Source organism: Thalassobacillus sp. C254 (assembly GCF_001310615.1).
This window is the reverse complement of record NZ_BAXQ01000005.1, coordinates 1-20616: the sequence shown is the minus strand read 5'-3', so window position 1 is coordinate 20616 and position 20616 is coordinate 1. Positions and strand designations below refer to the sequence as shown.

The following is a 20616-nucleotide window of genomic DNA, read 5'->3' as shown; positions in this document are numbered from 1 at the left end:
TTATGTCCTCCGAAAAATATCGTCTTTCTTCAGTCACTAATGCCATGAGAATTCTAAATATATTTAAAATTAATAAAAACAAGGAACTGAGTGTTACTGACATTGCTAGTCAAACGAATGTACCAAAAAGCACAGCTCATCGGTTAATTACAACGTTAAGAAAAGAAGGATTCCTATCTCAAAACCCTCGTACAGGAAAATATCGTTTAGGCTTAGCCTTGCTTACACTCGGTGGTGTTATTTCTGTTCATAAAGAAATTTACCGAGAGGCGTTTCCTTATGTAGAACAGCTTGTTCGGAAGATAGATGAAACTTGCCATATTTGCCTTCTTGAAGAGCAGCATGTGGTGTATTATTACCGGGTGCATCGGAAAGCCCCTGAACACCTTGTCACCCAAGAAGGACGAAAAAGTCCGGTTCATTGTACAAGCGAGGGGCTGTTATTGCTTGCATTTCAAGAGAGCTCTTATCAAGAACGTGTTCTATCTGAACCACTCTATCGTTTCACCCGTTACACCATCACAGACCCCGAAAAAATCCGTTCTAGGCTTTCAACGATAGCAGCAGAAGGCGTTGCTATTAGTGAAGGGGAATACTTTGAAGGATACACCAGTATCTCCGTCCCTATCAGATTATTCTTATAATGTTGTTTCTTCATTAACACTGGTTTCTCAAACAAATCGTCTGAAACAAAAACAGTACTCCTATTATGTGAAACAATTAAGATTAACAGCCTATGAAATTTCAGAAGCATTAGGATATTATGGTAATATATAAAAAATGACTGATTTCAAAAGGTTTACTTTTGAAATCAGTCATCCTTATCTAACAAATTAAAAACTTACTTCCATTAGGACCAATCGGGAAATATCCCGCTTCTAATATCGCAATAATAGAATTAAAAGGGTTTTCTGCCCAACCTTTTCTATCAGATAACGCTTCCCACAGGCATGCCAACACACTCACATACATCACATGCGTAGAGACAAAAGCGACAGTTTTTTCATCTAAAAAACTGTAAATGCTTTATCAAACGCTTTTACGTAGACAAGTTCAGGTATATGGTATACAAGTTCATCAATAATATCCATTCTTCTAGTCCATTTACTTTCTTCAGCTATACGGTCCGGCAGGTGATATAATACCTCCCAAACGTCACTTCCTGAGACATTGAATGTACTTATGGTTTCGGGTAAATCCTTCAAACTGACCCACTCTAAGTTTGGTTGCTTCACATTTAATAACTTCGTAAACTGGTTTATCTCTCTTTCCACATCGGCATTTGGGGAGCCGACGGCTGAAAACCAGTTTATACGATGAATTCGATCAACCAGCTCGGCGGCTTGCTCACTTTTTGGCCTAAAGCCATAGGTTTCATTTTTCACCGTCTGCAACATTATCATCCTTTCGCTTAATATTTTGTTGTTAATTCTGGCGGCCCGAACTTTGGCCCGTAAGGTCCCTCATCCAACCACCTGCCAAGCTTCGGAGCTACCGCAGTTAAGGAAGCTGCTACCTCTCTTTTTAAATTCATTTCTGGTGAGTCTCCTTGTAAATGATGAAGAGCGGTAGAAGAGCCGTCCCTGTTCCATTTTGCAGCAATTCGACGCTCAATAGCTGATGCATCAATAGATTTTAGTCTTGCTTGCTCCTGGTTTTCTTCCTTTAAAGCCTGATCAATCCCTCTTACCGCTATCAGGGCATCAGGAACCCCCGAGTTTAAACCCCTTGCTCCAAATGGGGCAAATAAATGTGCTGCTTCTCCTGCAAGTAAGACACGCCGGTGTTCATCAGTAAATGAATCAACAACAACTTGATTAAAGCGGTAAGAAGAAACCCATGTAATTCGCTCTGCGTATTTTGGATCCATGACTTTAGGAAGCCATTTTTTAACTCCCTCAATTTCTGTAAATTCTTCTGGATCATCTTCTGGAAGTAATTGAAGATCTACCTCCAACCACCTTTAAACGGTACATGCATCACATTACGACCACCCATAGCGGGGTGCTGATAATGAAAAATACGTTCTAGTGGCAAAGGATTATCCTGGTCTTCTTCAATATCTACTACGAGAAATGTATCTGCTGTACGTGGACCTTCAAACTTCAGACCTGTAGACTGGCGGATCACAGAGCGAGCACCATCTGCACCAATACAATATTTCGCATTCCATTCTTCTCCATCCGCAGTAATTAGCTTGACACCTTCCTTGGAAGTTTGACACGATTCAATAGGTGTTCCCCATTTAAATTCTACTCCTGCTTCGATACATGCATTATAAATATGTTTTTCAATTTGATCTTGGTGTAAAGCTGTAAAAGGAGGTAGCTTGTCCGAATCATTCGTATCTGTAACTCCGTAGTTTTTCTTGTATACTTCCTTGCCCTTATAAAGAGTTCTCTTTACCGGCCATACTATTCCGTTACGAGCTAGTGTGAAACCAAGTCCGGAGGACGTTTTTTCCAATAGTTCTAACTATGGTTATGAAGATAAATTGCTCTACTGCCAGGGCGTGGATGCCCGAACGGATCTGCTTCTAGTACTACTGATGAAATCCCCTGTTTTTTAAAGCGAGAGCTGCCGTCAAACCTACAGGCCCAGCTCCAGCTACAATCACATCTCTATGGTTGCTCATTTTTCTCTCCCCTTTACCGACTAATGTAATCGCTTTCTACTACCAGTGTAATCATAATAAAACGTTCGTCTTACTGTTTTTCTGCTATGTGGGATGCTAGCATTTTTCTTCTTTAGAAAAGCAAAACAATCGATGAATGTTTTCACTGTGTGATCAGAGCTTCTTTAATGAAATCCGGCACTGGCACGGCTTTCATCTGATCGTTTTCCACTGTTGTCCATGCTCGCTTTTCATATCCATTGGCAATAACGGAATTATCTTTTAAAAATTCATGACGAAATCTAAGTACCTTCCTATTTATCTCTTCGATAAAAGTAATGACCTGCACCTTGTCATTATGCTTTAATGGAGCGTTAAATGTGCAGGCAGCTTCGAGTAAAGGGAGTTGGATCTTGTAATTTTCTTGCAGAGAAGGAGTTGAATAACCAGCTGCTTCAAAAAATTCATGCGTTGCTTCATCCATCCATTTATAAAAGTTAGGATAATACACAATAGTTGCTGCATCGGTGTCGCCCCATCGTACTTTAATATGGTAAGTATTCTTCATGTTTTTCATCCTCTCTCTTGTGTTAACTGAATGTTATCTTTATTTTTACTATCACTGGTATGTACATTTTCTTTTATACGAAATCATTAAAAAATTAACACTTCATTTACAAATCCATCAAACTTTTATTCTATTGCCTTTAGCTGTTAAGGTTGACTAAACATGATTAACAAAAAGAAATCTGTTAAAGGTGAATGTTAATTTTTATAGTTACTTGTTTGAAATTAAAAACGCAAAACGCCTTATTAAAAAATCTTGTTAATGAAAATAAAGTGAAGCATGAAGGGTACAAGTGCTCTTCTATTAACCAAAATCGAAACTAAAATGTAACAAAGTCAATAAAAAACCACCAAAATTAATCTGGTGGTTGATCTTTTGTTAAGGGTGTAATATATATTTGTCCTTTGCCCTGGGGTTAAGTGAATAGCATACTTTATACAGTTCAATACCCATCGTAACTCTCTGTTATTCAAAAAGCTAAAATAAGTTATTCTTTTTTCCGTCTTAAAAAGGAGGGTATATTTTATTAATTCTTTACTCTTGAAACAGTGAGCCCATCCCCAAGTGGAATAAGCAGGGACTCTAACGAAGGATGTTCAGCTACTGTTTGATTAAATTGCTTCATTACTTCGGTGTACCGTCTAGGTTTCACACTCTGGTCTGCAACACTGCCGCCTGCAAGGACATTATCTGTCACAATATATGCCCCAGGTTCTGCGAGCCTTAGGCTGTAATCTAAATAATTATTATAATTTTCTTTGTCAGCATCAATAAAGAAAAAATCAAATTTTTCTTTTTCTTTTACAAGCTGTTCAAGAGATTTCAATGCTTCCCCTGTTATATATGTAACCTGGTCTCCAAAGCCCGCTTTAGTAAGATTGCGTTCTGCCAGCTTTGCATATTTTCCCTCTAGTTCCAGGGATGTCAATGTTCCTTTTGACCCAAAACCCCTGGCAAGGCAAATACCGCTGTATCCTCCAAGCGCTCCTATTTCTAATACCTTTTTAGCGCCAGACATTGAAATGAGCATTGTAAGAAACTTACCAGAGGTGGCAGAGACAGAAATGTCTGGCATACCGTTATCTTTTATGGATGCAATCACTTCTTCAAGCAAAGGATCCTCGGTAAGAAATACTGACTCAATATAATCATTCATTCTGTTCATACTAACCATTTCCTTTCCTGCTTTCCCTCTTTTACAGCTAGCTTTCAATCCAAATCATTTGACTACATTCTTTGATTACCATATCAATGGCTTTTCGTTATCAACTAACTTGATGAATAGACTGAAATTCTGGTGTGAACTCTGTAACAGTTTAAATGTAAACAAAAGTATAAAAAACGTCAACCTAATTGAAAATGATTTTCAACTAATTAAATGTATTTCAATATTATAAGTCTTCCATCCGACTGAGCGTAGTAAATGGTCATTTGGTAGCTTATTCCTCCCTGTGAACAATATGAACAAAATACGGTTATTGTCTCTTATTTTTCTTAGATACATAATCTATTCTCTCTTTGTACAGGCATGATAAATTGTTATACATATCAGAAACTTCGAAAAAAGTGAATATTCCTTGTATGTGTGAAAGCGTTTTCTTGAAATTTTAGTAAGTTATGAAAGGAGAAAAATCTGCATGTTAAGCATCATTGGATTTGCTACAATAATCACGATCGTTGCCTTACTTCTTAAAGGGAAAGTATCACCAATCATTGCTTTGGTAATGGTTCCGATCATTGGAGCCCTGTTTGCCGGGTTTGGGATAGTTGAAATTGGAGAATTCTTTAGTGAAGGAATTGACAGCGTTATTAACGTTGTTATCATGTTTATTTTTGCTATTCTCTTTTTTGGAATAATGCAAGACGCTGGATTGTTTGACCCTTTTATAAATAAGATGATTGCAATCTCTAAAGGAAATGTAATTGCAGTGGCTGTCGGAACCGTTATCATCGCTGCTGTCGCCCATTTGGACGGTTCAGGAGCCTCTACATTTCTTATTACCATTCCTGCCTTGCTCCCTTTGTACAAACGTCTGAAAATGAGCCCGTACCTCCTTCTCTTATTGGTAGGTACAGCAGCCAGTATTTTAAATATGCTCCCTTGGGCTGGTCCCCTGGGTCGTACGAGTGCAGTACTCGGAATGGATCCTACTGAATTATGGAGACCCCTCATTCCGTTGCAGGGTATTGCTCTTGTGCTGTTGATAGGAATGGCTGTAATTTTAGGAATTCGTGAAAAGCGTCGCATTGCTAAACTTAGTGAAACCGAGTCAGCTCATTTAGAAGCAGCGTCTGCCCAAGAAGCGGCCGACATTAATGAGCCTGCGGAAGAAAAAACAAACGAGTGGGCACGTCCGAAACTAATCTGGTTAAACCTTTTACTTACATTAGGAATGATCGCAGCACTGGTCTGGGGAGAGATTCCAGCAGGTTTTGTCTTTATGATCGCTTTAAGTATTGCTCTGCCGCTTAATTACCCGAAAGTAAGCGACCAGATGGATCGCATAAGAGCACATGCACCAAATGCTCTTCTCATGGCCAGCATTATCCTCGCTGCAGGCTCTTTCCTGGGAATATTAGGCGGAACCGGGATGCTGGATTCAATTGCTGTCGACATGGTAGCTATTTTACCCGCGTTTATCGTTCCTTATCTACATCTTGTCATTGGAGCGTTTGGTGTTCCTTTTGAATTGATTCTAAACACTGATGCCTACTATTTCGCACTCCTTCCTGTGGTGGAACAAATTGTAACAGGTTACGGAGTAGACACTTTTTCTGCTGCTTACGCCATGATTATTGGAAATATCATTGGAACATTTGTAAGTCCTTTTGCCCCTGCCTATGGCTTGCTCTCGGGCTTGCCGGCTGTGAAATGGGGAAACATATCAGGTATTCTATATTCTGGGTGTGGGGCTTCAGCCTGGTCTTAATGGCCGCAGCTATCATGATTGGTATCATTTCTATATAAGGAAAAACGCCCTGCAAAAGTTGCGGGGCGTTTTTCACTCTCCTTATTTGTTTAGGTTTTAATGTACCTTCTTTCTGGTCTTCCTACCTCCCCATAAATTAACTCCGTTTTTGCGCGATTTGTGACAACCAGGTACTCTAAATATCTTCTGGCCGTCGATCGGCTTGTTCCAATATGTTGACCTACTTGCACAGCTGTACATCCATTGTTTCTGCTCTCTTCAAGGACTACTACCACTTTTTCCAAGGTCAAGGGGTCAATTCCTTTGGGAAGCTTCTCGTCTCCACCTTCTCTCTCTTCAGGCGAAGCCTTAATTCCTCTAATCGCATCCAGCTCTTCTTGTGTGATTTCCTGTTTCCTATCAAGTAGTTTCTGCTTTTCAACGTACCGTTCAAAGGTCTGGCTGAGCCGGTTAAAATCAACTGGCTTAATAATGTAATCAAAGATTCCCCCTAGCATTGTCTGTTTAATGGTATCTGCTTCTTTGGCTGCCGTTACCATAATTATTTCAATGCCGGCGTATTGTTTCCTGATCTTCCACATCAATTCCAATCCCACGACATCAGGTATATAAACATCCAATAATATGATATCAGGGAGCACACTTGTTTCTTCCAGATACTCTAGTGTTTCTTTTCCGGTATTTGCAATGCCGGCCACCTGAAATCCTGAGATCTTTTCTACGAACTGTTTATTTATATTGGCTACACGAAAGTCATCCTCAATGATAAATACATTGTATATATTCTTCTTAGTTAACGAGTTGCTCATATTGACCACCCTCTGCTTTCAACTCTTTAGGGACTGTAAAAATAAAACAGGCACCGCCCAGCTCACTCGTCTCTAAAGATAATTCTCCCCCTGCTTCTTCTAAAATCTGCTGTACTAAGGCGAGGCCTATTCCCCTGTGAGTGCCTTCCTTCGTTGTAAATCCTTTCTGAAAAACCTTTTCTATATGCTTTTTTGCAATACCCGGGCCGCTGTCTTCAATTTCAAAAAGAATGTCATGGCCCATATCAGTAAAAAACACATGGATAACAGGGTCATTTTCTCCTTCTAACACAGCATCAAATGCATTTTCAAACAAATTCCCGATCACTGTTACTAACCCATCTCTTTGTTTTTCTGTAAGCTGTGTTACTAATTCACTGTGTGGATGAATTTCCGTTTTAATACCCAGTTCATGGGCTCGATTTAATTTACCTAATAAAACAGCACTTACATAGGAATCACTGACATTGCGAATGAAGAAATGAATCCATTCTTGCTGCTCTTTACTTTCTTTGTTTATATATTCAACAGCTTTTTTTGTTTGATTCAGCTGAAGAAAGCCTGATATTGTATTTAATTTATTTGAAAACTCATGGGTTTGAACCCGCAGCTTCTGAATATTGTTTAACGTTTGAAAGCTCTTCAGCCAGCTTTTCCACTTCCGTACGATTTCGGAAGGTTGACACAGCCCCCATTAATCTATTTTCATAGTATATGGGAACTCTGTTAACGATAAACCGCTCTTCATTGACCCACAATTCTTTATTGAATTGTCTCTCTCCCGTTTCCAAAACCTCTGCCAGTTGAGTGTGAGGGATTACGTCCTCTATATATTTTCCAACGACCTTATCACTTTCCACCTGAAGGAGTTTTCCCGCCTGGTTATTACACATCGTAACGATGCCCCGGCGGTCTACAGCAATCATCGCTTCGTGAATCGATTGGAATACCGATTCTCTTTCCTGGAAAAGACGTCCAATTTCTTCTGGTTCAAGACCCAGGATTGACCTTTTCACGTGAAGAGAAATTAAAGTAGCGCCAATGATTCCAATTAGCATAAAAAGAAAAATCCAATACCACGTTTCTGTTACATAGTTTCCGATCGTCATTTCAACATCGTCAAGTAAAAAACCAACAGAAACGACACCGATTATTTCACCCTCAGCTGTTATGATAGGGCTTTCCCACGGATCGAGGGGCCTAGAGAGCCTGTTGCTTCAGAAACATAAGACTCACCAGAGTATAGAGCCCGGTCATTATCATCACCTACCATTGTCTGTCCAATTCGATCTTCATTAGGATGAGAATATCGTTCTCCATCTCTATTTCCAACAACAATGAATTCAGAATCTGTCTGAGTGCGTATGGCCTCTGCAATCGGTTGAATTACTTCGGAAGGAGAAGATGATGAGAACGCTTCCTGTACTTCTGGTATTTCTGCCACAGATTGAGCCACACTCAGCGCTCGAATGCCAATTTGCTCTGACACCGTATCTGAGTGTTTTGCATTTGTATAAAATCCTAGGATAACCAGCATGAAGATGATCAAGGAGCAGATTAATATGATCATTTTCTTTAATAATGTAAACCGGTAGGCAGGGATTCTATTAGAAAAAGGCATTCTATTATTTACCTGGTGCATAACCTGATCCTTTCTTATTCTAATAAGGTTCCGAGATTTATTTTACTACATTTTGCTGTTAGAAGAGTGATGTTCTTGTACAGTTATTTGCTATGACCCAAAATAAAAAGACCTACGCCGCTGTTACAGCACCTCAGGTCTATAAAACAAATCCTTGCTTATGTTATTTCCTTTTCTTATCTTCCTGTGAAATAAACCCAGCTGCCTGTGTTCCGCTTTTTCCATTGAACTTGGTAAAGAAGGATTATTTATGCAAGTTCCCGCTAAATAACTCAACTTGTATAGTCTCACCATCTTCATTCGTGTATTCGTAATCAACGGATCCAAACCTATACTCTCTTGCACTCCCCGCATCAATAACAACAGAAAAACCAGTTATCTTTGGAAGAGTAGAAGGATCCATGTATCGTTTAAAGGAAAACACAAAAGACGCTATTGCACTTTTTTTGCGCTCAACATACCACCATTCATCTCCAAGTGGGTAAAACTTTGGACGGTGTTTTTCAAAAAAGCGAAGGATAGTCTTTTCCATAATAATCCCTCCTTATTGTGTTGAATAAGGGCCTTATCAGATGAAAGAATTGATTTCATCGTGTGTTTTTAATCTTAGAGTAAGAGAAAAATTTGTTTGTAAAACAGAGGAAGTTGCTTACGGGCCTTCAAGAACCTGATTAGCGGCTGGATAATAATTCGCAGTATAGACTTTTCTCTTTTTGTCCTGATGTATGATTTCAATTTGATAATCGTTTCCACCCATTTCAATACTGTAACGAGGATATTCTGGAAGAGGATCGAGAGTCATAAACTCGATTTGTCCGGGGATCAGCTTTCCTTTGCCTAAGGGGTAGGTGACACTCATTGCTTTTTGCATTCTTGGACGAACTCTGCGTGGTTTTGTTCTCCGCACCACTTGTACTTCATATAATAACTCTCCATTCTTAAAGAGATTGATCACATCTTTACCTCCTTCCGTTTCTTCCATTATAAGGTTTATATGAAAATAATTACAAGTTGCAAGATGATAAATAGATAAGCATTCAAAGAAGCAAGAAAAAGTGGAAAGCTGGATACATAAATGCCCTCTTCACGCCTGTTTATTTTCTTTTTCTGCATTGCACCAATGAGTGAGAAAGCGGGAATACACTTTTGTCACTTCTTTCATGCTTCTCAGATCCACCCACTCATTACTACCATGCATATTGCCCCCGGCAGGACCGTAACATGTAGCCGGAATTCCAAAATATAAATTAAAAAACCTTATATCCGTTGTACAAGTAATAGAGGTTGTTTCAAAAGGTGTGTGGGAAGTCTCTTCATGGCTTTTTCTTAACACTTCAAACAATTCCAAGGATTGATCGAGTGAGACACCATCAGCGTGGAAGCCGTAAAAGGTTATCTCCGGTGGATTTTTTTTCAGCCAGCTGTCTTTTACGGCGGCTTCCAGCAGCCACCTCTTAACTTCTTGTTTTATATCAGCCGGGTTTTCATCAGGGTAAAAACCTACCCTGGCTTCTAATACACATTCAGAGGGCACACTTGAAGGCCAGTCACCTGAATGAAATGTTCCGACGTTAACATTTAAGGGATGAGGATGATCCTTATAATCTTTATGTTTACGTCGATTATTTATATAGTTTCTGTATGTTTCAAGTGCTTTGATTATTATATATCCCTTTTCGATGGCATTCACAGCCTGGTAGGCTCGTTCGGTATGGGCACCTGAACCTTTTACTTTTACTCGAAGCCAAATTACTCCAATTTGTGAAATAACGGCCTTTTGAGCAAAGGGTTCCGGAATAAGAGCTCCGTCTGCCTTGTATCCTCTCATTAAGGCTGCCAGTGCCCCATTTCCTGTGCACTCCTCTTCTATGACCGTTTGAAAACTCAGATCTGCTCCAAGCTCATAACCCGCTTCTTTTACCGCTCTGTAGGCAAAGATCATAGCAGCAATTCCTGATTTCATATCCTGTATTCCCCGGCCATACATTTTGTCCCCGACAATGGTTGCTCCCCACGGATCGTAATCCCAGGCTGAAGAAGGCTCAGGACTGACTACGTCTACATGTCCTTGAAGTATTAAACTTTTCCCTGTCTTCTTCCTTTTTCCTTTTTTGCTGCCTATCACTACCGGCCGCCCTTCATAAGACCACTCCGGCACAGAAAAAGCAGGATGAACAGAAAGCTCCTTAACATCAGGGACAAATGAATCCACTTCAAGCTTCAGTTCATTTTTAAAATAATTGGCGAAAAATGATTGCAAGGCTCCTTCATTCCCTAAGGTGCTTGGAAAACGGCCTATATGCTGAAGAAATCTGACCTCCTCTTCCCATAGATCATCAACCTTCTCATAGATCTCTTTCATCATCTTATTTTTACCGTGATTCACTAAATCTCCTCCTTTATCTATAAGACTGGCAGAAGAATCTTTTTTATGCTTGTCACCTATTATCTTCTAAAAAAATCCTCCCCTCTCTGTCCCTTGCTTTCTTAGAGGGGATTCTTGTTTCTATCAATGGACAAATATGATAGAGTAACACTAGCTTTTTTAATGAAATGTAATTGCTCCCAGGTGATCACAGGATTTTCACACTGCGATCATGTTCTTCTTACTAAATATCATACTTTTGCTCTTTTATATGTATGCTTGGGTGTTGTGTTTTTATTTCAAACCTTCCCCACACACCCTTCAATTTGTAAATTTCTTCCTAAATACTTTGAAAGGAGGAACAGTATGATGGAAACAACCTCGAGCCAAAAAGGCCTTGCTGTTATGGCCGTAATTTTAAGTGTACTCTCTCTTATTATTCCAGTGGTGTTTGCAGTCATTTCAGCTGTTCTTGCCCTTTTTATTACTGGGAAAATTAATGACCCTGCTCAGTACAACTTAAAAATTATTGCGAGATGTCTTGCTGCCTTGGGACTGATTATTAGTGCTATCTACTTCTTTTTAACTTTTATGTAAATAGACAATATAATAGGTAGAATATCAATTACGTAAAAAGAACGTCCCTTAACACGGGAACGTTCTCCTCATACAAACTACTTAATTATTTTGCGTTTGCGGGCTTTTTTCAAAGGATTTTTCAGTAAATAGTATAGAAATACTGTACAACCCAGCCAAACCGACAACCGCATACACTATGCGGGATAGAATAGCTTCCTGGCCGCCAAATATTGCAGCTACAAGATCAAATCCAAAGAATCCAACAAGTCCCCAATTGACTGCACCAATGATGACCAGCACTAAGGCTGTTTTTTGTACTGCACCCATTTTATGACCTCCTTTGGTTTGAAGTTACTAGTTTATAAAATCAAGGAGTATCCAGCTCCTTGGTTTTACCTGAGCTAGGTCGAAAATTAAGAATGAGGTCCCATTGACGCCTCAAATCTATAGAACCAGGCCCTCTTATATCAGCCTGCTCCCTTTTCCTTTAGGCCCTCATTCTTATTACATCCTCCTTATACCATTACATCCTGTCGATCAAACTCAAACTATGACATTTGTATGATTTAAGACTATGGCACTCCTTGCTTCCTATGACTTATATCATTATTCTCCCTATTTCATGTCTCCCCACAAAAGGAGTGAAATGAGTACAGCTATTGCTGTTCTTTTTTAGAAGGTTCAGATTATGCAGGCCCCCTCTCCAAATACCTTGCTAGTCAAAAAATAAAGCCGCCTTGAATCAGGCAGCTCTATCAAATGATTTATCTTCATGGGGCAAAAATGGCAAGCAAAGTTTTTTGTATTTTTTAGATAAAAGAAGGTGGAAGCAAGAAGAACAGCTCCCATCATTATAGAAAGCCTCCAGACACTTTCTACTAACAGCGGAGTAGAATCCATAAAGATAGACGCTCGAAACCCCAGTACGGAATAGGTCATGGGAAGCCAACCGTGAAGACTCTGCAAGGGAGAGGCAAGCAGTTCAACCGGGAAGCTCCCTGCACTTCCGCCAAGCTGAAGAATCAGGAGAATGATAGCTATAAAACGACCTGGGTTATCCAGTATACCCACGAGACAAAAGACGATCGAAACAAATACAATACTTGTAAAAAGGCTAAATAAAATAAACCCAGCAGTATTTTCAACAGACAGGCCAATAATAAAAAGCAAGAATACAGCCACTAGCATAGATTGTAAAATACCGACTGTTACAGCAACTCCAAACTTCCCGCGAAACCACTGCCACCCATTTTCATGAGAAGCCAACGGGGTACGAAAAGGGTAAATAATAGAAAGTGTGAGACCGCCCACATACAGGCCAATAGACAAAAAGTAAGGAGTGAGACCTTCTCCATAAGAATAATCAGCAGCTGGAGAGGGGCTTTTTGACTGGACAGGATTTGCTACCATTTTTTCCTGGTTTTCAGAAGGTGTATAATCCATCAACATGTCACTTAAATTTGTTAAGCTGGCATTTAAATCTTCAGATCCATCACGTAACTCATTGAGACCCTCTGCGAGTTCAATGCCACCCTCTTCTGCCTCCCCAAGCCCGTTCGATAGCTCTGTTGAACCTGTCTCAAGAGCCTGTAAACCATTGTTTAAAGCTTTTATTCCTTCATACGCTTCTTCTTCCGCTACAACAACCCCTTCATAAAAGGATTCAATATCTGACAACCCATGGTGCACATCATATAGTACTTCCAGCACTGAATCATTCATGACCTCCAATTCTTCTTCCATCTGTCCTTCATTTAAACTGTGGGGCAGTGAAGATTGAGCTGATTGAATAACTCCCTGGACATCTTCAAGGTATAAAATCAGTTCGTCACTCATTTGCTGGATTTCTTTATTAAAATGACTGATCGTATTACGGTACTCAGCAGCATCCTCTTCAACTGAAGCTAATACTTGATTTACTTCTTCCTTTTTTGTCGCCATGCCTTCCTCAATTTCTCGCACTTGCTCCTGCATCGATTGGAACGCCTGCTGTATTTCCTCTCCCTCATGTTCAGGTAAAAGCATGGTAATATTGTTGTACCATGCTGTTAACTCCTCGCTTTCTCTCCATTCCGGGTACTCCTCATCCAGGAGAGATGGTAACTCTTTCAGCAGATAATGAATATCCTCCAGTGCATTCAGTGGGTCCTCCATCTTTCCTTCAATCTTTTTAGTAAACTCCTCCCATTCTAGTAGTGCTGTCGAGATTTCATCAATTGAGGAAGTAAGACTGGACGCATGACCTTCCACGGTATAAAGTACCTTATCTATCTCCTCATAAATCTCCTCTGTCCTTTGCTGAACCTCGCTTGCCTTTACAGTGATATCATGAATAGAGTCATCTGCCTGTGCAAGGAGCCCATGGATCTCCCCCAGATGATTGTTTACCTTTTTAAAGGAGTCACCTATTTCTTCAGCATCTGAGTCTTCAAGCAGAACAATACCTTTTTCTGTTTTCTCTGCTGCTAATTCAAATACTTCCTTTATTTCTTTTCCTTCCTCTGACTCATGGAGGTAGTAATGCACCTCCTCTGCTCCAGTCAGAAGCTGATTACTTCCCGAAGCTGCTTCATAAACTCCCTTATCGACCTCTTCTGAACCTTTCGTCAAAGAAACCAGGCCCTCATTTAGTAATCTTATATTTTCTTCGGCTTTTTGGTTCCCTTCCGCAACATCAAGTGACCCTTTTTGTAAGGCAGAAACAGCTTGAGTAAGCTCACTAAAAGCATCGTTTGCAATTTCAACATAGGCTGCTGTTAAGGCTCCAGACAATTCCTGCTCAATTTCTTCAATAGCCGTTTCGGCAATTTGAGAAGATACATAGTTATAATCTTCATTAATATCATAATAAATGTTTGCCTGGGCTGGGTATGTTTCTGTAACCGAGCCAATTTCTTCAGAAAATGTTTTCGGTATTTCCACGTAAAAATAATAGGAATGGTCTTTTAATCCTCTTTGGGCCTCTTCCTTTGATACAAAGTCAAAGGCAAGAGAAGAATCCTTGGATAATTCTTTAACAAAATCATTCCCAGCTTCTATTTTTTCTCCGTTAACCTCCGCTCCTGTGTCCTCATTAACAACAGCTACAGGTAAATTTTCTAATTGACCATATGGATCCCAAAACGACCAAATGAGAAGCCCTCCATATAACAAAGGCATTAGAATAATGCCAATGATTGCAATGAACAATTTCTTAGATGTAATGATGCCTTTGAGTTCTCCAGTGTACCCTTTCATAATTCCCCACTCCATTTTTGACCATTTCATTCAATTGGTCATTTTTAGTCTAAAAAAATTTCACTTCGTTTTCTTATCCAAAGAAAGGAAAAGCAACAGGAAGATCTTAATGCCCTATTGCTTTGATGATAGACTTTGTGATCTGTTCTTACTTAAAATGCCTCTTGTTAAATGTTTATTAAATAACCGTACAATTTCATCTTTTCCTAATGGCTCATAAATTTCAGAGTATTCCACAGTCACAGCCATATACAGCTTGTAAATTACAAACGCCGTGATGTGAGGATCATCTACATTGATCTTTCCATTGTTTTTCGCTGTTTCAAGCAGCCTTTGAATACACTCAATAATGAATTTCTCCACTTTTTCCAAAGCCTGTTTCGCATTTGCTGAACCAATCGTTGATACTTCCTGGCTTAGCTTCAACAGCAGCTGATGCTGTTTTCTATAGGTAAGAATTTCATATAGTGCAACGGAAATGTTCTCCTCTACTTCCTTCTCAGGGTCAATGGAATTATCAAATACATGCTGAATTTCTTGCAGTATTTGTTCGAGCACGGCTTCAAACAAGTTTTCCTTACTTTCAAATGAAGTGTAAACTGTTCCTTTTCCTATGTTAGCCAACTTAGCCACTTGATCTATTGTCGTTTTCTTGTAACCAAACATGGAAAAAGAGGAAGCAGCAGCTTTCACAATCATCTCTCTTTTGTTTTGTAGCATAAGGACAGACTCCTCTTAACTGACCAGTTTTCTGTTTCAGTCACTTTTTTACTCTATCCAAATTCCTAGTCAAAAGCAACACTTTTTTGTCAATACCTACGATTTTAAATTATGATATATGGTTTATTTGCTCAAAATAAGGGGAATTTAATAGATGATTTCTAAAAACAGTTCTTGCTCCGCTCAGCCTGTATTCCTCTTATCCTAATAAACCTTGTCAATTCCGGGTGATTTTGGAAGAATGGTTGTCTACTATATTAGGAAAGGTTGATCAGATGGAAAATTTATTCAGGAATGATACGTGGCTTGGAGAGCTTGTAGGGCTGGGAAACGATCTCCTTTGGACTTACATACTTATAGCCCTTCTTCTTATTCTAGGTTTTTATTTTACCTTTGCCACAAAATTTGTTCAGTTTCGTTTGCTAGGTGAAATGTTTCGCCAGCTCTTTAAAGGAACAGACCGTACAGCGTTCAAAGAACGCAAAGGAACCACGCCATTTCAGGCATTTGCCATAAGCACGGCTGCAAGTAGGTACAGGAAACCTGGCCGGGGTAGCTGTTGCCATTTCATTAGGTGGGCCAGGGGCTATCTTTTGGATGTGGCTCATCGCCTTAATTGGTGCTGCTACAGGATTTATTGAAAGTACGTTGGCTCAGATTTATAAAGTAAAAGACAAAGACGGATTTCGCGGCGGGCCGGCTTATTACATAGAAAAGGCCTTGGGAGCAAGATGGCTTGGTCTATTTTTTGCCGTTTTAATCACTCTTTGCTTTGGGCTTATTTTTAACGCCGTTCAAACACATACGATTACAGATGCTTTTGTCGGCGCCTATGGGATTAGTCCTGTATGGGTTGGAATGATCGTCGCCCTCTTAATTGGTATCATAATTTTTGGCGGGATCAGGCGGATTGCAGTTGTCGCAGAAGTGATTGTTCCTGTATTCGCCATCGCTTATATTCTTGTTTCGTTAATCATTATGATCATTAATATTACTGAGCTTCCTGCTGTGTTTTCCTTGATCTTCAGCAATGCTTTCGGTCTTCAGGAAGTTGTCGGAGGTGGTTTGGGAGCAGCTATTATGAACGGAGTACAGCGCGGCCTTTTCTCTAATGAAGCCGGGATGGGAAGTGCGCCAAACGCTGCAGCTACCGTTTATGTTTCTCACCCAGTCAAACAAGGACTCATTCAGTCTCTCAGTGTATTAATTGATACTCTCGTTATTTGCAGTGCTACTGCTTTCCTTATTCTCCTTACCGATATCTATACTGTGGGCGAAATGGAAGGCATACAGCTGACACAAGCAGCCATGACAGCCACATTGGGGATTGGGCTTCACTGTTTGTCACAATAGCAATCTTTTTCTTTGCTTTTAGTTCACTGCTTGGTAACTACTACTACGGAGAAACAAACGTGGAGTTTATATCAGAAAAGCCGATTTATCTTCTTCTTTTCCGAATTGCGTTTCTTATTATGGTTATGGTCGGTGCGATGAGTGAATTAGAATTAATCTGGTCCATGGCTGATTTATTTATGGGAATGATGGCTACTGTTAACCTTATTGCCATCGCTATCCTGGGAAGAATTGCTTTTAAAGCACTGAAAGATTACCAAACCCAGCGAGACCAAGGAGATGATCCTGTCTTTTACCGAAACAGCATTGAAGGGCTTAAAAATATTGAAAGCTGGGATAACAAACCGGAAAAAAACACATCAAATAAATAATTGTAAAACTGCTTCTTTACGGAAGCAGTTTTTATTTTGTTCACTGATAATACAAATAAAACACCGGCGCGATTGCCGGTGTCCCTTCAGGTCCTATGAATTATTATAAACCTGCATAATCTCATCTTTCGCAATATCCTCATTTGCCACTTCGATCTCCCGGTGTGCATCGACTGAATCCCCGGTTATCTCTTCTGTGCGAGTAAAAGGCTGATTACTGCTTGATCCGGTTCTTACTCCAATTTCCCCCTTTGCATCTGCCTGGGTTGGAAGCTTAAACTTCTTCTTGGCTTTTTTCACTTTTTTCACCTCCTCTTTTTAGCTTTCACGATTTTCCTCTATCATCACCACCCAGTTATTTCCTATTATGACTCCATTATGTATATACGCCTTCTCAAATGCCTATCCTGACAGCAAAAGCATTATTCATTCCTGTTTTGAAAGGAGTATTAAGGATGAAAGCTGATAAAGGACTATTTACAAATGAGGAAATACACGCTTTGCAAACCATACAAAAACAAAAAGAAAACGCCAGAAGCATGGTAGAACTCTACTCTCTAGAAGAAAAAGAATGGGATATTTACCACACTGCATTGCGGGAAAGGAAGAGAAGTATATGAAATTTAGACCATTTGATCATTTAAGTCATTCAGATATTTCCACGATAATAAAGCTTAGGGAAAAAGTAAATACTTCTTGTACCCTCCAAGAGAAAAACAAATATGAAGGAGATATTGCTGCTTTGATGCAGAAAAGCTGGATGCATTTCAAAAACCTCCACTTAACCAAAAGATAACCTTAAAGGATATAGTTTTTGTATATATTCACTTCTGCGTCTGATTACCAAAGTATAATTCCACACCTTCTGCTAAATATATGAAGTAATATGATCTATCTTATTACTTGGCAGGAGGGTATTTTTATGGCTATGACGGCTGCAGAAAAATTAATCAAAGCTCACCTTGTTTCAGGTACGATGAAAGCAGGAGAGGAAATTGGCCTGAAAATCGACCAGACACTCACACAGGATGCAACCGGTACAATGGTCATGCTTGAATTAGAAGCAATGAATCTGGACCGGGCACAAACCGAAGCTTCCGCTCAATATGTTGACCATAACGTAATCCAAGAAGACAGTAAAAACCCTGATGATCATTTATTTTTAGAAAGCGCCGCTCGCAGATTCGGTCTTTATTTCAGCCGGCCTGGCAATGGGATCAGTCACCCTGTTCACATGCAGCGGCTTGCCAAACCGGGAAAAACACTCTTGGGCTCAGACAGCCATACTTGTGCAAACGGCTCCATGGGCATGCTTGCTATGGGAGCTGGCGGAATTGATGTGGCAATGGCCATTGCCGGGGAACCTTTCTATTTAAAAATGCCTTTAATTTGGGGGATTGAAGTAACTGGAGAACTTAGAGACTGGGTCAGTGCCAAAGATGTGATCCTTGAACTGCTGCGCCGCCATGATGTGAAAGGGGGAGTCGGGAAAATCATTGAGTTTCACGGTTCCGGCTTAAAGAATTTAACAGCAATGGATCGCCATGTTATTGCAAACATGGGGGCTGAGCTTGGTGCCACCTCCACCGTTTTCCCTTCGGATCAAGAAATTAAGCGTTACTTAAAGACACAAAACAGACAGGGCGATTGGGTTGAATTATCAGCAGATTCAAAAGCAAACTATGACATTCACGAGAAGATAAATTTGTCTGAGATTGAACCATTGATCGCTAAGCCTCAAGCCCGGGGAAAGTGGTGCCTGTCAGCGATATCGCTGGAGAACCGATTTACCAATCCTATATTGGCTCCTCTGCAAATCCGGGTTACCGGGACTTTGCAGTGGTTGCTGAAATTGTGAAAGACAAACAAATCGCTAGAGGGGTTTCCTTTGATATTAATCCTTCTTCCCGGCAAATATTAACCGACCTGGTTAATGAGGGGCACATTGCAAGTTTATTATCAGCTGGAGCCCGCCTTCATCAAGCTGGCTGTAATGGCTGTATAGGCATGGGCCAAGCACCAGCCACAGGACGCAACAGCCTAAGAACCACACCAAGGAATTTTCCTGGCCGTTCAGGAACACGTGAGGACAGTGTCTTTTTATGCAGTCCTGAAACAGCTGCAGCCTCAGCCTTAAAAGGAGAGATTACTGATCCGAGGACACTGGAAGAAAAATATCCCAAAATCAAAGAACCTCGACACCCTTCTCAAGACGCGGGACTTCAAGAACCTATTCCTATTGAAGAAGCAAGAGAAGTTGAGCTTCACAAAGGCCCTAACATTGCCTCCATTCCTGAAATGGATCCGATGCCAGATGAGCTGGTACTCCCCGTTTTGCTAAAAATGGGAGACAATATTTCTACTGATGAAATATTGGCTGGAGGTGCACGAGTTCTCCCTTATCGAAGCAATCTTCCTGAAATCAGCAAATTTACATTTGAGATTGTAGATGATACCTATTATAACCGGGCTAAGGGAGTAAAACCTCAAGGAGGACACATGATCATTGGGGGATTTAATTATGGGCAAGGGTCAAGCCGGGAACATGCTGCTCTCGCCCCTAGGTATCTTGGCATGCGTGTTGCCTTAGTGAAAGACTTTGCCAGAATCCACTGGCAAAACCTTGTAAATTTTGGTATTTTACCGTTGACCTTTGTGCATGAAGAGGACCACAACAATATTGAACAAGGTGATGTCATTCGCTTTTCCAATATCATTGATTCCCTGAAAAATAACAAGCCTCTCTATGGCGTGATTGAAGGACAAAATAAAAAAATAGAAGTAAAACATGCCCTATCTCCTCGCCAAATTGAAATTATACTCAAAGGCGGTCTTATTAACTGGGTGAAGGAAAGAGCAAAAGTAAAAATGAAAGAAGTTACCACCTAAACACAAAAAGCGTTGGATTCGTAAAAAGAAATGAGTGAAAAGGAGCTGACCCTAATGAACAGAGACAGTATTTGCAAAGCCTGCGATGGATCCGGCCTTCTTATGGATGATGAAGAATGGCAATACCATTGTACCGTGTGCGGAGGAGATGGGGTATTCAGCATGGATGAGACCCCCGAACCAGACAAGCCATTTTCAGTCGATGAAATGAATAGAACGTTAGAGTAGAGAAAAGACACGAGCCCAGCTTCTGAAGGGGCTCTTTTGTTTGCTGGTTTCCGTTTTTTACTTTTTAATAAAACCAGGTCAGCCAAGTGCGTTTCATATTACCTGCCGAAGCCCTTACCCCTGGTTCTTGTTGTGATCACCCTGGGGCAGCAGCCAGATACAAGGGTATAATGTTTTCTCTATAGCCATTACATTGTTGAAAACCCAAAAAAGCACCCACAACATGGGTGCTTTTACCGCCTGGCAGCGTCCTACTTTCACAGGGAGTTGCCCCCCAATTATCATCGGCGCTGAAGAGCTTAACTTCCGTA

21 protein-coding genes and 4 pseudogenes are annotated in these 20616 nt (G+C 40.3%); 8 read left to right on the top strand and 17 right to left on the bottom strand.

Annotated elements, in window-relative coordinates; translation table 11 throughout:
- Positions 1 to 2 precede the first annotated feature (2 nt).
- On the top strand, positions 3 to 644 hold the full coding sequence (locus JCM19033_RS07025) for an IclR family transcriptional regulator (RefSeq protein WP_054635790.1): 642 nt from the start codon (positions 3 to 5) through the stop codon (positions 642 to 644).
- A gap of 181 nt (positions 645 to 825) precedes the next feature.
- Here JCM19033_RS07025 and JCM19033_RS24140 read toward each other — a convergent pair whose 3' ends face one another.
- From JCM19033_RS24140 to JCM19033_RS07005, 5 genes and pseudogenes are all read right to left on the bottom strand, one after another.
- Positions 826 to 966, bottom strand: coding sequence for a hypothetical protein (locus tag JCM19033_RS24140; protein ID WP_198153435.1), 141 nt, complete (start codon positions 964 to 966; stop codon positions 826 to 828).
- 41 nt (positions 967 to 1007) lie between these two features.
- The gene (locus JCM19033_RS07020) at positions 1008 to 1403 is read right to left on the bottom strand and encodes a hypothetical protein (RefSeq protein ID WP_157049780.1); all 396 of its coding nucleotides are present in this window, start codon (positions 1401 to 1403) and stop codon (positions 1008 to 1010) included.
- An 8-nt stretch (positions 1404 to 1411) separates the two neighbouring features.
- Positions 1412 to 2635, bottom strand: a pseudogene (locus tag JCM19033_RS07015) (FAD-dependent monooxygenase).
- Positions 2636 to 2777: 142 nt separating this feature from the next.
- Positions 2778 to 3182 (bottom strand): thioesterase family protein, encoded by a 405-nt coding sequence (locus tag JCM19033_RS07010; protein ID WP_269758019.1) that lies wholly within the window; start codon positions 3180 to 3182, stop codon positions 2778 to 2780.
- A gap of 526 nt (positions 3183 to 3708) precedes the next feature.
- Positions 3709 to 4347 (bottom strand): O-methyltransferase, encoded by a 639-nt coding sequence (locus JCM19033_RS07005; RefSeq protein ID WP_054635787.1) that lies wholly within the window; start codon positions 4345 to 4347, stop codon positions 3709 to 3711.
- A 472-nt stretch (positions 4348 to 4819) separates the two neighbouring features.
- Between JCM19033_RS07005 and JCM19033_RS07000 the strand changes: the two are divergent.
- Positions 4820 to 6150 (top strand): annotated as a pseudogene (locus tag JCM19033_RS07000) (CitMHS family transporter).
- Between the two features lie 51 nt (positions 6151 to 6201).
- On the opposite strand, the gene JCM19033_RS06995 reads toward JCM19033_RS07000, so the two are convergent.
- From JCM19033_RS06995 to JCM19033_RS06975, 7 genes are all read right to left on the bottom strand, one after another.
- Positions 6202 to 6921 carry a response regulator gene (locus JCM19033_RS06995; RefSeq protein WP_054635786.1) on the bottom strand — a complete coding sequence of 240 codons (720 nt, stop codon included), beginning with the start codon at positions 6919 to 6921 and terminating at the stop codon, positions 6202 to 6204.
- On the bottom strand, positions 6902 to 7489 hold the full coding sequence (locus JCM19033_RS25200) for a sensor histidine kinase (protein ID WP_269758063.1): 588 nt from the start codon (positions 7487 to 7489) through the stop codon (positions 6902 to 6904). Before JCM19033_RS25200 ends, JCM19033_RS06995 begins: the two co-directional genes overlap by 20 nt.
- Before the next feature lie 22 nt (positions 7490 to 7511).
- On the bottom strand, positions 7512 to 8030 hold the full coding sequence (locus JCM19033_RS25195; RefSeq protein ID WP_269758018.1) for a PAS domain-containing protein: 519 nt from the start codon (positions 8028 to 8030) through the stop codon (positions 7512 to 7514).
- Between the two features lie 59 nt (positions 8031 to 8089).
- The gene (locus JCM19033_RS25190; protein WP_269758017.1) at positions 8090 to 8542 is read right to left on the bottom strand and encodes a hypothetical protein; all 453 of its coding nucleotides are present in this window, start codon (positions 8540 to 8542) and stop codon (positions 8090 to 8092) included.
- Positions 8543 to 8807: 265 nt separating this feature from the next.
- Complete coding sequence (locus JCM19033_RS06985) at positions 8808 to 9095, bottom strand: hypothetical protein (protein ID WP_054635785.1); 288 nt, start codon at positions 9093 to 9095, stop codon at positions 8808 to 8810.
- A gap of 117 nt (positions 9096 to 9212) precedes the next feature.
- Positions 9213 to 9518 (bottom strand): hypothetical protein, encoded by a 306-nt coding sequence (locus tag JCM19033_RS06980; protein ID WP_054635784.1) that lies wholly within the window; start codon positions 9516 to 9518, stop codon positions 9213 to 9215.
- Between the two features lie 129 nt (positions 9519 to 9647).
- Positions 9648 to 10949, bottom strand: a complete 1302-nt coding sequence (locus JCM19033_RS06975; RefSeq protein WP_306301266.1) for an ArgE/DapE family deacylase — start codon at positions 10947 to 10949, stop codon at positions 9648 to 9650.
- Between the two features lie 345 nt (positions 10950 to 11294).
- Between JCM19033_RS06975 and JCM19033_RS06970 the strand changes: the two genes are divergently transcribed.
- The gene (locus JCM19033_RS06970; protein ID WP_054635783.1) at positions 11295 to 11525 is read left to right on the top strand and encodes a hypothetical protein; all 231 of its coding nucleotides are present in this window, start codon (positions 11295 to 11297) and stop codon (positions 11523 to 11525) included.
- 81 nt (positions 11526 to 11606) lie between these two features.
- On the opposite strand, the gene JCM19033_RS06965 is transcribed toward JCM19033_RS06970, so the two are convergent.
- From JCM19033_RS06965 to JCM19033_RS06955, 3 genes are all read right to left on the bottom strand, one after another.
- Positions 11607 to 11834 (bottom strand): DUF378 domain-containing protein, encoded by a 228-nt coding sequence (locus JCM19033_RS06965; protein ID WP_054635782.1) that lies wholly within the window; start codon positions 11832 to 11834, stop codon positions 11607 to 11609.
- Between the two features lie 354 nt (positions 11835 to 12188).
- A complete protein-coding gene (locus JCM19033_RS06960) occupies positions 12189 to 14774 on the bottom strand; it encodes a YhgE/Pip domain-containing protein (RefSeq protein ID WP_083465309.1) in 2586 nt (861 codons plus the stop codon).
- An 84-nt stretch (positions 14775 to 14858) separates the two neighbouring features.
- Positions 14859 to 15464, bottom strand: a complete 606-nt coding sequence (locus JCM19033_RS06955) for a TetR/AcrR family transcriptional regulator (protein WP_054635780.1) — start codon at positions 15462 to 15464, stop codon at positions 14859 to 14861.
- Positions 15465 to 15739: 275 nt separating this feature from the next.
- On the opposite strand from JCM19033_RS06955, the pseudogene JCM19033_RS06950 reads away from it, so the two are divergent.
- Positions 15740 to 17188: pseudogene (locus tag JCM19033_RS06950) on the top strand (alanine/glycine:cation symporter family protein).
- Positions 17189 to 17281: 93 nt separating this feature from the next.
- On the opposite strand, the gene JCM19033_RS06945 reads toward JCM19033_RS06950, so the two are convergent.
- Positions 17282 to 17488: a hypothetical protein gene (locus JCM19033_RS06945; protein ID WP_054635779.1), complete on the bottom strand. Its 207-nt coding sequence runs from the start codon at positions 17486 to 17488 to the stop codon at positions 17282 to 17284.
- A gap of 155 nt (positions 17489 to 17643) precedes the next feature.
- Between JCM19033_RS06945 and JCM19033_RS23270 the strand changes: the two genes are divergently transcribed.
- The 4 genes and pseudogenes from JCM19033_RS23270 (at position 17644) to JCM19033_RS24130 (ending at position 20305) form a co-directional block, all read left to right on the top strand.
- Positions 17644 to 17808, top strand: coding sequence for a hypothetical protein (locus tag JCM19033_RS23270; RefSeq protein ID WP_157049779.1), 165 nt, complete (start codon positions 17644 to 17646; stop codon positions 17806 to 17808).
- A complete protein-coding gene (locus tag JCM19033_RS24135) occupies positions 17805 to 17984 on the top strand; it encodes a hypothetical protein (RefSeq protein WP_054635778.1) in 180 nt (59 codons plus the stop codon). Before JCM19033_RS23270 ends, JCM19033_RS24135 begins: the two co-directional genes overlap by 4 nt.
- Positions 17985 to 18110: 126 nt before the next feature.
- Positions 18111 to 20077: pseudogene (locus JCM19033_RS06935) on the top strand (aconitate hydratase).
- A 54-nt stretch (positions 20078 to 20131) separates the two neighbouring features.
- Complete coding sequence (locus tag JCM19033_RS24130) at positions 20132 to 20305, top strand: hypothetical protein (protein WP_198153434.1); 174 nt, start codon at positions 20132 to 20134, stop codon at positions 20303 to 20305.
- A 114-nt stretch (positions 20306 to 20419) separates the two neighbouring features.
- Here the strand turns inward: JCM19033_RS24130 and JCM19033_RS25185 are convergent.
- Positions 20420 to 20616 (bottom strand): hypothetical protein (locus JCM19033_RS25185; protein WP_269758016.1); only part of this gene is annotated, 197 nt, incomplete at its 5' end.